The sequence below is a fragment of the Mesorhizobium sp. M4A.F.Ca.ET.090.04.2.1 genome, from assembly GCF_003999085.1.
Classification (GTDB): domain Bacteria; phylum Pseudomonadota; class Alphaproteobacteria; order Rhizobiales; family Rhizobiaceae; genus Mesorhizobium.
This window is the reverse complement of record NZ_RZOT01000144.1, coordinates 1-11570: the sequence shown is the minus strand read 5'-3', so window position 1 is coordinate 11570 and position 11570 is coordinate 1. Positions and strand designations below refer to the sequence as shown.

The 11570-nt window shown below is 64.5% G+C and carries 11 protein-coding genes and 1 pseudogene; 11 read left to right on the top strand and 1 reads right to left on the bottom strand.

Annotation, left to right across the window (positions count from 1 at the left end; genetic code table 11):
* Nucleotides 1–181: 181 nt before the first annotated feature.
* The 7 genes from EN781_RS12680 to EN781_RS12650 all read left to right on the top strand — a co-directional run bounded on the left by EN781_RS12680 (nt 182) and on the right by EN781_RS12650 (nt 6329).
* A complete protein-coding gene (locus tag EN781_RS12680) occupies nt 182–985 on the top strand; it encodes a transporter substrate-binding domain-containing protein (RefSeq protein WP_126057020.1) in 804 nt (267 codons plus the stop codon).
* A gap of 108 nt (nt 986–1093) precedes the next feature.
* Nucleotides 1094–1762, top strand: a complete 669-nt coding sequence (locus EN781_RS12675) for an amino acid ABC transporter permease (RefSeq protein WP_126057021.1) — start codon at nt 1094–1096, stop codon at nt 1760–1762.
* A complete protein-coding gene (locus tag EN781_RS12670; protein WP_126057022.1) occupies nt 1759–2406 on the top strand; it encodes an amino acid ABC transporter permease in 648 nt (215 codons plus the stop codon). Before EN781_RS12675 ends, EN781_RS12670 begins: the two co-directional genes overlap by 4 nt.
* A 70-nt stretch (nt 2407–2476) precedes the next feature.
* Entirely contained in the window at nt 2477–3565 is a 1089-nt protein-coding gene (locus tag EN781_RS12665) for an extracellular solute-binding protein (RefSeq protein WP_126057023.1), read from the top strand.
* 75 nt (nt 3566–3640) lie between these two features.
* Entirely contained in the window at nt 3641–4678 is a 1038-nt protein-coding gene (locus tag EN781_RS12660; RefSeq protein ID WP_126057024.1) for an ABC transporter ATP-binding protein, read from the top strand.
* Nucleotides 4675–5529 carry an ABC transporter permease gene (locus tag EN781_RS12655; protein WP_126057025.1) on the top strand — a complete coding sequence of 285 codons (855 nt, stop codon included), beginning with the start codon at nt 4675–4677 and terminating at the stop codon, nt 5527–5529. Before EN781_RS12660 ends, EN781_RS12655 begins: the two co-directional genes overlap by 4 nt.
* Nucleotides 5526–6329, top strand: a complete 804-nt coding sequence (locus EN781_RS12650; protein ID WP_126057026.1) for an ABC transporter permease — start codon at nt 5526–5528, stop codon at nt 6327–6329. Before EN781_RS12655 ends, EN781_RS12650 begins: the two co-directional genes overlap by 4 nt.
* Nucleotides 6330–6372: 43 nt before the next feature.
* Here the strand turns inward: EN781_RS12650 and EN781_RS12645 are convergent, their stop codons facing one another.
* Entirely contained in the window at nt 6373–7776 is a 1404-nt protein-coding gene (locus EN781_RS12645; protein ID WP_126057027.1) for an MATE family efflux transporter, read from the bottom strand.
* Nucleotides 7777–7984: 208 nt separating this feature from the next.
* Between EN781_RS12645 and EN781_RS12640 the strand changes: the two genes are divergently transcribed.
* The 4 genes and pseudogenes from EN781_RS12640 to EN781_RS12625 all read left to right on the top strand — a co-directional run.
* Nucleotides 7985–8902: an AraC family transcriptional regulator gene (locus tag EN781_RS12640; RefSeq protein ID WP_126057028.1), complete on the top strand. Its 918-nt coding sequence runs from the start codon at nt 7985–7987 to the stop codon at nt 8900–8902.
* Between the two features lie 240 nt (nt 8903–9142).
* Nucleotides 9143–10417 (top strand): extracellular solute-binding protein, encoded by a 1275-nt coding sequence (locus EN781_RS12635; protein WP_126057029.1) that lies wholly within the window; start codon nt 9143–9145, stop codon nt 10415–10417.
* Between the two features lie 107 nt (nt 10418–10524).
* On the top strand, nt 10525–11391 hold the full coding sequence (locus EN781_RS12630; protein ID WP_126057030.1) for a sugar ABC transporter permease: 867 nt from the start codon (nt 10525–10527) through the stop codon (nt 11389–11391).
* Nucleotides 11388–11570, top strand: a pseudogene (locus EN781_RS12625) (carbohydrate ABC transporter permease); the annotation flags it as partial. The gene EN781_RS12630 and the pseudogene EN781_RS12625, both read left to right, overlap by 4 nt.

The following is an 11570-nucleotide window of genomic DNA, read 5'->3' as shown; positions in this document are numbered from 1 at the left end:
CCGCAGTACGACGCGACCACCAACACCGCCCATGTCGGCGCCCAGGTCCTGTTCGAGATCCTGAGCCTGATGGTGTTCAGCCCGGCCATCAAGAAAGGCTGAGGCGACGCCAAGCCAATACGGCCGCCGCGCTGGAGCCGGCGGCCGGACTCAACAACAAGCTTCCAGCAGGGGAACTAAAATGACACTTCGCAACACGCTGAAATCCGCCACCACGGCAATGTTGATGCTCGGCGCCGCCGGCCTGTCCTCCCAGGCCGCCAGGGCCGATGCCATCGACGACATCACCAAGGCCGGCACCGTCAATGTCGGCATCTTCTCCGACTTTCCGCCCTTCTCCTCGGCCAGCGCCGACATGAGCATCAAGGGCTACGACATCGACGTGGCGCAGGCGATCGCCGACTCCCTGAAGGTGAAGCTGAACCTGGTCAGCGTCACCGGCCAGAACCGCATTCCCTATCTCACCGACAAACGCGTCGACTTCCTGATGAGCGTCGGCTACTCGAAAGAACGCGCCGAGGTGATCGATTTCGCCGCCGCCTACGCGCCCTACTATATCGCCGTCATCGGCCCGGCCGCGCTGTCGGTCAAAGGCAAGGAAGACCTTGCCGACAAGTCGATCGCCGTCAATCGCGGCACGCTGGAGGACACCTCGCTGACCGAAGCGGCGCCGGCTTCCGCCGACATCCGCCGCTTCGACAACTACAACTCCGTCATCCAGGCCTTCATCTCCGGCCAGACCCAGCTGATGGTTGTGGGCAACGATGTCGGCGCCCAGGTGCTGGCCAAGCAGGATGCGTTGCAGCCGGAGCAGAAGTTCCAGCTGCTGACCTCGCCCTCGCATATCGGCCTCAACAAGAACGAGGACCGACTGAAGAAGGCGATCAACGACGCGGTCGCCAAGATGCTGGCCGAAGGCAAGCTGGACGAGAGCTCGAAGGCCTGGCTGAAGACGCCGCTCAACCCCGACAACCTCAAGGACTGATCGCGAGCCCATCCCGATCGAATCGGGATGGGCTCAATCTTTGTTTGAGCATGATCTTTCTGAACCGAGGGTTCGGGATCATGCTTTGGAGCAACAGGGCGTTTTGCCATGGGCTACAGCCTCGACTTCGGCTGGCTTACGGGTGCGGCGGGCGCGATCGCGCGCGGCGCGGCGACGACGATCCTGCTGATCGCCGTCACCACGCTGGCGGGAACGTTCCTCAGCATCCTGGGGGCCGCCGGCAAAAGAAGCGGCCCAAAGCCGCTGCGGCTGGCGATCGCGACCTATGTCGAGGTAATGCGCAACACGCCGTTCCTGGTGCAGCTGTTCTTCATCTTCTTCGGCCTGCCCAGCCTCGGCATTAGACTCGATCCGATCCTGGCCGCCATGCTGGCGATGACGCTCAACATGGCGGCCTATACGATCGAGATCGTCGGCGCCGGACTGGACGCGGTGCCGCGCGGGCAGACGGAAGCCGCACTGGCGCTTGGGCTCAGGCCGCGCCTGGTGTTCGTCAAGATCGTGCTGCCGCAGGCGCTGAAGGTGATCTACCCGGCGCTGACCAGCCAGATCGTCATCATGATGCTGGAGTCGGCCGTCGTGTCGCAGATCGCGGTGCGGGAACTGACTTACGAGGCCGACATGCTGCAGGCGCGCACCTTCCGCGCCTTCGAGACCTATTTCGTGGTGACGCTGGTCTATCTCGGCCTGTCGATGGGGCTGCGCCGGTTGCTGGTCGGCGGCGGACGCCGCGTCCTGGGGGCCGGCGTGTCATGATCGAGTTCACTTTCTGGGACATATTGCGCAACCTGCTGCTCGCCGCGCGCTGGACGGTGCTGTTGTCGCTCGCCGCCTTCGTCGGCGGCGCGCTGGTCGGCCTGGCCGTACTGTTCTTGCGCATCGCCAAGACCAAATGGACCCGGCGGATTGCCTCCGGCTACATCGCGCTGTTCCAGGGAACGCCGCTCTTGATGCAACTCTTCCTGATGTTCTTTGGTCTGCCGATGCTCGGGCTGCGCATCGAGCCATGGACGGCGGCGGCGCTCGGCCTCACCTTCTTCGCCAGCGCCTATCTGGCCGAGATCTGGCGAAGCGGCGTCGACGCGCTGCCGCGCGGCCAGTGGGACGCCGGCGCCAGCCTCGGGCTGCACTACCTGCAGGAACTCAGGCTGATCATCCTGCCGCAGGCGTTCTCGATCACCCGCGCGCCGACCGTCGGCTTCCTGGTGCAGCTGATCAAGTCGACGGCGCTGACCTCGATCATCGGCTTCGAGGAACTGGTCAGGACCTCCAACGCCATCAACAACGCGACCTTCGAACCGTTCACCGTCTACGGACTGGTGGCGCTGATCTTCTTCGTCATGTGCTTTCCACTGACGCAATACGCGCGCGCGCTCGAGCAACGAGCGGCGGCACACTGATCCGCCTGACGGCGGAGAAACGCAACCAAGGGAACCCGCCGGACAACCGGCACAACAGAGGAGAATTGAAATGAACAGACTGATCGCAACACCCATCACCCGGCGCGGCGTGCTTGGCGCCGGCTTCGCCGCCGCCGGCGTGCTCGCCATGCCCGCGGTGCTGCGGGCGCAGGACAAGTCGCTGAAGGTCGGCGTCTATGGCGGCTACTTCAAGAAATCGTTCGACGAGCATGTCTTCCCGGAATTCACCAAGGCAACCGGCATCGCGGTGGAATCGGTCGCCGAACCGACCGGCGAGGCCTGGCTGGTGCAGCTCGAACAGGCGGCCAAGGCCGGGCAGGCGCCGGCCGACCTTTCGATGATGTCGCAGACCTCGACGCTGAAGGGCCAGTCGACCGAATTGTGGACGCCGCTCGACACCTCGAAGGTCAAGCATTACGACCAGCTGCTGCCCCGCTTCATCAACAAATATCCGGACGGCCGCGTCGCCGGCATCGGTGCCGTCGCCTGGTGGATCACGCTGGTCACCAACACCGACGTCTACAAGGACGCGCCGACGTCGTGGGCGGCACTCTGGGACAAGGCCAACGAGGACAAACTCGGCCTGCTGGCGCTCGCCTCCAACTCGTTCCTGCTCGAAGTGACGGCCAAGACCTTCATGGGCGGCACCAACGCGCTCGACACCGAGGACGGGCTGAACAAGGCGTTCGAGAAACTGGCCGAGGTCAAGCCGAACGTGCGCCTCTGGTATCGCGACGAGGCGCAGTTCGAGCAAGCGCTGAAGTCGGGCGAGATCCCGATGGGCCAGTACTACCACGACGTCACCGGGCTTGCGGCCGCCGACGGCTTCCATGTCCGTTCGACCTTCCCGAAGGAAGGCGGCATCCAGGATTCCGGCAACTGGGTGCTGTCGCGCGCCTCGACCAAGGTCGAGGAGGCGCACGCCTTCATCGACTTCATGAGCCAGCCTTCGATGCAGGGCGTCATGTCGCGCAAGGTCGGCACCACGCCGACGCTGAAGAAGGAGGTGCTCGACCTCAAGCCGGAAGAGTTCGCCGCTGTGTCGTCGGACATCGAGCCGATCATCCCGCGCTACGACCTCTATACGTCGAAGGCCGACTGGATCAACCAGAAGTGGACCGAGTTGATCGTCGGCTGAGCACTGGCATGAAACCGGCCGCCGGACATCTGCCCGGCGGCCCTTGCGGTGCAATATCCTGAGAGAGGGGTGAGCATGTCCGGATTGAACATCAACGCCATCACCAAGAAATTCGGCAATTTCGCCGCCGTCGACAATGTGCAGCTCAACGTGCCGCATGGCACTTTCGTGTGCCTGCTCGGCCCGTCGGGCTGCGGCAAGACCACGCTGCTGCGCATGATCGCCGGGCTGGAGGAACCGACCAGCGGCGCCATCGTGCTCGACGGCGAGGACATCACGCCGCTGCCGACGCACAAGCGCAATCTCGGCATGGTGTTCCAGTCGCTGGCGCTGTTTCCGCATCTGTCGGTCGGCGACAACATCTCTTATGCGCTGCGCATCCGTGGCGCCTCCAGGGAAGAGCAGAAGAAGCGGGTCGACGAGTTGCTGACGCTGATCCATCTGGCGGGCTTCGCAGACCGGCCCGTTGCCAAGCTTTCGGGCGGCCAGCGCCAGCGCGTGGCGATTGCCCGCGCGCTCGCCCTGTCGCCGAAACTGTTCCTGCTCGACGAGCCGCTGTCGGCGCTAGACGCCAAATTACGCGAGGCGATGCAGGTGGAACTGCGCCAGCTGCAGCAGCGGCTCGGTATCACCACCATCGTCGTCACCCACGACCAGCGCGAGGCGATGACCATGGCCGATCTGGTCGTCGTCATGGGCCACGGCAAGATATTGCAGGCGGCGCCGCCAATCGAGATCTACCGCAAGCCGGCCGACGCCTTCGTCGCCGACTTCATCGGCATCACCAACCTGTTGCCGGTCGAGGTCGACAGCGCCGGGCGCACCACCATCCTCGGCACCGCCATTCCGGGCCTCGCCATGCCGGCGGGGTTGCGCAAAGCTTCTGTGTCGATCCGTCCCGAGGACGTGCATCTTGGCGACCCTGGCGGTGCCGGCCTCACCGGCGAGGTGAGCTTCGTGCGCGACCTCGGCGGCACAATCGAGACCTTCATCGAGGTGGGCGGAACCAGCATCGTCGCGGTGACGACGCCGCGCGAGCGGCACGACGCGCCGGTTGGCGCCAAGGTCGGCGTCGTGCTGCCGCCGGAAAGCTGCGTGGTGCTCGGCTCATGAGACGCGAAGCTCCCAAGTCGGTAGCCGACTACACGCCGCTCTTCTTTCCGGGCCTGATGCTCATCATCTTCTTTGTCGTGCCATTCTCGACGATGATCGCGGTGAGCTTCTTCAAGCGCAATCCGTCCGGCTTCTACACACCGGATTTCGTCATCGACAATTACGCGCGCTTCCTGTCGGTCTTCTTCGGCGGCGTGCTCGGCTTTTCGCTGATGCTGGCGGTGCTGGTCGCCGTCTGCTGCGTGGCGATTGGCTTCCCTTTCACCTACCTCCTAACCAGGCGGCCGCGCCGCGTGCAGACGCTGTGGCTGGTCGGCCTGCTGTCGGTGCTGTCGCTGTCGGAAGTCATCATCGGCTTTGCCTGGTCGACGCTGTTCTCGCACACGGCGGGCATCACCAACCTGTTCGTGGCGATCGGGCTGATGGACAAGCCGGTGGCGCTGCTGCCGACTTTCGGCGCGGTGCTGACCGGCATGGTCTACCAGGCGCTGCCCTACACGATCCTGGTGCTCTATCCAGCGCTCGTCCGGCTCGACCCGACCCTGCTGGAGGCGGCGCGCACGCTCGGCGCCTCGCCGGTCAAGGCCTTCTTCAACGTCGTCGCGCCGGCGCTCCGCAACACCATCGTGGCGACGCTGATCATGGTCTTCGTCTTCGCGCTCGGCTCCTATCTGTTGCCGCAGATCCTCGGGCGGCCGCAACACTGGACGCTTTCGGTGCTGATCACCGACCAGGCGATCTACCAGTCCAACATGCCCTTCGCGGCGGCGATGGCGGTGTTCCTGGTACTGATCTCGCTGGCGCTTGTCGGCATGACACTGCTCGTCGGACGCAGGGAGAACGCGCTATGACCGCAACCTGGCTTCGCCGTCTCTACTTCACCGTCATCGCGCTGTTCCTGGCGGCGCCCCTCATCGTCGTTGCCGGTGTCTCGGTCAATTCGCGCCAGGAGCTGACCTTCCCGCCGGTCGGCTTCTCGGCTGCCTGGTACGCGCAGATCTTCACCGATCCGGAATGGCGGCTGGCGCTGATCCATTCGGTGACGCTCGCCGTCTGCTCGGCGGCGATCGCGGTGGCCATCGCGCTGCCGCTTGCCTGGTTCCTGTGGCGGCGCATCGCGCCATGGGCGAACATCTTCCAGGTGTTGGGGCTGGCGCCCTTCATCCTGCCGCCGGTCATCACGGCGCTCGGCTTCTTGAGCTTCTGGGCGACGGTCGGGCTTTTCGGCCAGTTCTTCACCGCCATCATCAGCCACGCGATCTTCTTCGTGACGCTGCCGCTGGTGACGCTGTCACTGGGCTTCGCCTCGATCGACCGCTCGCTGGTCGAGGCGGCGGCGACGATGGGCGCCGACGACCGCAAGGTGCTGAAGACGGTGGTGCTGCCGCTGATCCTGCCCTATCTCGTCTCCGGCTACGCCTTCGCCTTCGTGCTGTCGCTCAACGAGTATATCGTTGCCTACATGACGATCGGCTTCACCACCGAGACATTGCCGATCAAGATCTTCAACGCGCTGCGCTACGGCTACACGCCGACGATGGCCGCGGTGTCCGTGTTCTTCGTCGCGGTGGCGTCGCTGGTGTTCGGCTCGATCGCCAGGTTCGGCGACATCCGCAGGCTGCTCGGCGCCATGTCTTCCGACGGCAACTGAATACCCGTGAAACGCAACGGCCATCGATCCCGGTGGCCGTTCCTCAATGCCCGTAGGACAGCGCCGGCGTGATGCGGTCGCGCCGCAGCCAGCGCGCCAGCAGAAGTGCGGCCACCACCGCCAGTCCAGACGACAGGCCGATCCAGATGCCGACGCCGTTGAAGCCGAAATCGAAGGCGAGCAGCACGCCAAGCGGCAGGCCGACGCCCCAATATCCGATCGCGGCATAGATCATCGGCACCTTGGTGTCGTGCAGGCCGCGCAGCATGCCGGCCGTCACCGCCTGCGCGCCGTCGAAGATCTGGAATAGCGCGGCGAAGACCAGGAAGGAGACGGCAAGCGCGATCACCCTGGCATTGGCCGGATCGGTCAGATCGATGAAGGCGCTGATCAGGAGGTGCGGCCACAGGATCATCACCAGCCCCATCAGCGCCATGAAGGAAACGCCGATGACAAAGGCCGTCCAGCCGGCGCGGGAAACGCCTTCCGGATTGCCGGCGCCATGAGCCAGGCCGACGCGCACCGTGACGGCCTGGTTGAGGCCGAGCGGCACCATGAAGGAGATCGAGGCGATCTGGATCGCGATGGCGTGCGCGGCCAGTGAGTCCGCATCGATCAGACCCATCAGCAGGGCCGCGGCGTTGAAGATCGTCACCTCGAAAGCGAGGATGCCGGCGATCGGCAGGCCGAGCCTGAGCAGACCCTTGAAGCGCGGCCAGTCGGAGCGCCAGAAGCGGCCGAACAGGTGGTAGCGGCGGAATTTCTGCTCGAGCATCACCACCGCCGCCAAACCGGCGAACATCAGCGTGCTGGACAGCGACGTGGCGAGGCCAGAGCCGGAAATGCCCATCGCCGCGACGCCGAGATTGCCGAACATGAACACCCAGTTGAAGAAGGCGTTGCAGGCGACGGCGACGAAGACGATGACCAGCGCCCAGCCCGGCCGCTCCAGCGCCGAGATGAAGGAACGCAGCACGATATAGCCGTAGAAGGGCAGCACCGCCCATTCCAGCCAGCGCAGATAGATGCCGGCCTGATGCGCCAGCCTGGGCTCCTGGCCCATGGCCAGAAGCACGCTCTCGCCGTGCCAGAGGAAGACCCAGATCGGGATCGAGATCAGGATCGCCAGCCACAGGCCCTGGCGCACGGTGCGGCGCAGGTCGCGCACCGAATGGCGGCGGCGACCGAGCTCGGTCGCCATCATCGGCGAGGTCGCCAGCATCAGGCCGAGACCGAAGATCAGCGGCATGAAATAGAGGTTGGCGCCGAGCGCGCCGGCTGCCAGCGTGTCCGGCCCCAGCCGGCCCATCATCATGACGTCGGTCGCGGTCATGGCGGTTTGGCCGAGATTGGTCAGCACCATCGGCCAGGCAAGCGCCAGCGTCGCCCTGATTTCCTGACGCCAAAGATTTTCCGGCGCGCGAGCGCCGGCTTCGATCGCAGACATTTTCCGCTCTTCAGACCACGGCGCGTCGGGACAGAGCCCGGAAGCCGCACACAAACGGCGCAATATGGCGCCGTTTGCGTCGTCTATTGAACGAAATGCGACATGAAGGCAAGGGAGGACGGGCGGCGAACCATTGAGCCAGCGGCGCCGGCGCCTCGTTCACTTGCCGCACGGAGCCTGCTACGGGTTTCCGGGACGGGAGGAATGGATGACGTTCAGACAAAGGAAAAATACCGCCGCGATCCCGCGCACCGTGCCCTCCTTCGAGCATATCGTCACCGAAGCGAGCGACAGTTTCCTATGGCGTCTGGACGACTATCCGTGGGAACGCAATGTCTGGAACTTCCATCCGGAATACGAAATCCATTTGCTCAGGAAATCGTCGGGCGTGGCGCTGGTGGGCGATCATATCGGCGAGTTCGGGCCGGGTTACCTGGCGATCGTCGGCGGTGGCCTGCCGCATGACTGGGTGACCGCCGTGCAGCCCGGCGAGCTGATCGAAGGGCGCGATATCGTGCTGCAGTTCGATCCGCAGCGGCTGCGCGGCTCGGCGGGCCTGCTGCCGGAGCTGCGCGAGTTGGAGCCGTTCCTGGAGCGGTCGCTGCGCGGCATGGTCTTCCACGGACAGACGGCAATCGACGGCGCCGCGCTGCTGGAACGGATGGGCACGGTGCACGGGCTGCCACGGCTCTGCCTGTTCCTCGAGCTGGTCGACCTCTTGGCCAGCACCGATGAATACGAGCTGTTGTCGTCGCCCGATTTCTCGCCGCTGCTCGACGCCCAATCGCTCGACATCATCCAGCGCACGCTGACCTATCTGTTCCAGCACTTCGCCGAGGACCTGAAGCTGCCGGATGTGGCGGAGCTGGCCGGGATGAGCGAAAGCACATTCTCGCGCTTCTTCCAGAAGAACACAGGCAACAGCTTCAGCGACCACCTGGCCAAGCTCAGGCTCTGGCAAGCCTGCAAGCTGCTTTCCGACACCGAGATCCCGATCACCGATATCTGCTTCCAGGTCGGCTACATGAACATCTCCAACTTTAACCGCGCCTTCCTGCGCAAGCACAAGATGACGCCGTCATCCTACCGCAAGCTGTCGCGGCATCGGCTGGCGATGCGGGCCTGATCCGGTCGAGAACCGACTCCCAAAACAGCACTGATACTCGTGTGCCAAGTCTGTCCCGCCTTGGTGGTTTTTTGCGCCGCACAATGCATAAAAGTACAGGTTTGCTGCAACGGGGCTTCTAGCGTGCCCCTTTGCAACTCCTCATTTTGGCGACGGGTGGCAAGTTGCTCGGGCGACGGTGAGGGTCGCTTAGCCCGAGGACAGCCGCTTCCCGCGACGATTCCTGGAGGAGAAAAACCAATGAAATCAACTCGGCTCGCTGCCAGCCTGGGCGCAGCTTTCGTGCTTACCGCATCCGCTTCAACGATGGCGCTGGCACAGGCGCCGGTCTGCTCGGCGCCGGTCAAGGTGCTGGCGCAGCCGCGCGACGGACTGACGCTGCTGGAGGACTCCAAGGACGAGTTCAAGAAGCTCTCCGGCGCCGGCTTCCAGATCGACTACCTCAACGAGAACGACCGCCGGGCAAAGTCGCGCGCCGATGCGTCCACCGTCGGCAACTACAACGTCTACTATGTCGACGAAGCCAATGTCGCGCTGTTCGCGTCGTCCGGCTGGATCGCGCCGCTCGCCGATTATTATCCGGCCGAATACGACTTCGCCGACTTCGATCCGGGCCGGCAGAAGGTCGCCACCTATGACGGCAAGGTCTGGTTCGCGCCGCTGACCGGCGGCGGCGACCTGATGGTCTATCGCAAGGACATTCTGGAGGCCGCCGGCATCCAGCCGCCGAAGACACTGGACGATCTGCTCGCCGACGTGCCGAAGCTGACCAATGCCGACAAAGGCATGTACGGCATCGCGCTGCGCGGCGCGCGCGGCTCGGGCGCCAATGTCTGGCGCTGGATGCCCTACTTCAAGGCCTATGGCGGCAAGTGGTTCGACGGCGACAAGCCGGCTTTCAATTCGGACGCCGCGGTCAAGGCGACCGAGACCTACCTCAAGCTGTTCAAGGATTCGGCGCCCGGCACGCAGACCGGCAGCTGGGATGAATCGACCGGCGCCTTCCTCTCCGGCCAGGTCGCTATCCTCGTCGAATCGACGCCGCTGTCGGGCATGGCGGTCGATCCGAAAACCTCGCAGGTGGTCGGCAAGGTCGGCTTCCTGCCGCCGCCCGCGCCACTGCCTGGCGGCGGCTACGGCCATGGCCTCGCCATCGCGACGAAGGCCAATCCGGACGACGCCTCGAAGAAGTGCGCCGGCTTGTTCGTCGCCTGGGCGACATCGAAGGAGAACGAGAAGCGCCGGCTCGACGCGCACCAGTTCGGCGAGCTCAACCGCACCAGCATCCTGTCCAGCAAGGAATTCGCCGACATCTACGGCGCCGATCTCGGCCAGGCGCTGGCCGAAACCGGCAAGGTGACGGCGGTGAACTTCTGGCAGGATCCGCGCTGGCCGGATCTCGGCGACCGCTGGGGCATCATCCTCGAAGAGCTGGTCACCGGCACGCGAACCGACATCAAGGGCAGCCTCAACGAGCTCGAGGCCTACGCCAACGAGCTGGTGAAGAAGAAGTAGTCCTCCCGTCCGCGGCGCGCGGTCCACGGCATTCGCCGAAATGCCGGACCTGCGCGCCGCGGGTTCTTCAGACCCGCCAACACCCGAAAGGCCCGCGAGGATAGGCCATGCGCCGACGCTCTTCCCTGCCCGTCACATTTCTTGTCCCGACGCTCGCCATCCTGCTGGTGCTGTCGATGGTGCCGACGCTCTACGCCATCGTCATCGCCCTGCAGAACCGCGAGCTGAGTTCGCCGGGCTATTCCTGGGTGTGGTTCTCGAATTTCGCCGAGCTTTTCCTCGACCGCCGCTTCCTCAACGCCGTCTGGGTCTCGGTCAAATGGGAGATCGTCACCGTCGTGGCGACCATGGTGGTTGCGATCGGGCTCGGCGTGCTGATGTTCGAAGTGGCGTCGCCGCGGCTGCGCAACATCTATTGCCTGCTGTTCATCATCCCGGTGCTTTTGCCGCGTGTCTCGGCGGCCTTCGTGTGGAAGTTCGCCTACCATCCGCTCTATGGCATCGCCACCTATCCCTACCGGCTGGTCACCGGCGGACTGATCTTCGATCCGCTCTCCAAGGCCTCGACCGCGCTGTTCGCAGTCGCCTCGGTCGATGTCTGGCAATGGGGGCTGTTCTTCGCCGTCATCATACTGAAGTTGCTTGAAACCTTGCCGCCGCAGCCGATCGAGGCGGCGCGGCTCGACCATGCCAAGCGCTGGCAGATCCACACCTATGTGACGCTGCCGATGCTCAAGGCGCCGCTGATCAGCCTGATGTTCGTCAAGATGATCGAGTCGCTGCGCTCCTTCGACCTGATCTATGTGATGACGCGCGGCGGGCCGGGCGTCGCGACCGAGACGCTCGATATGTATGCCTTCTCGCAAGGCTTCATCGAGTCCGGCAAAGTCTCCTACGCCTCGGCGATGGCCGTGCTGATGATGATCGCCACGGTCATCACCTTCACGCTGCTGTGGAAGCGGGTGCAGGCATGAAGCAATATCGGATAAGACCGGGCCGCCTGATCGCCAAGGCCATCCTGGCGCTGGCCGGATTCCTCGCCGTGTTTCCGCTCGTCTGGACGGCGCTCAATGCGCTGAAGAACAATGTCGACATCATCACGCGGGTGCCGCGCCTGGTGTTCACGCCGACGCTTGCCAACATCGCCTACATT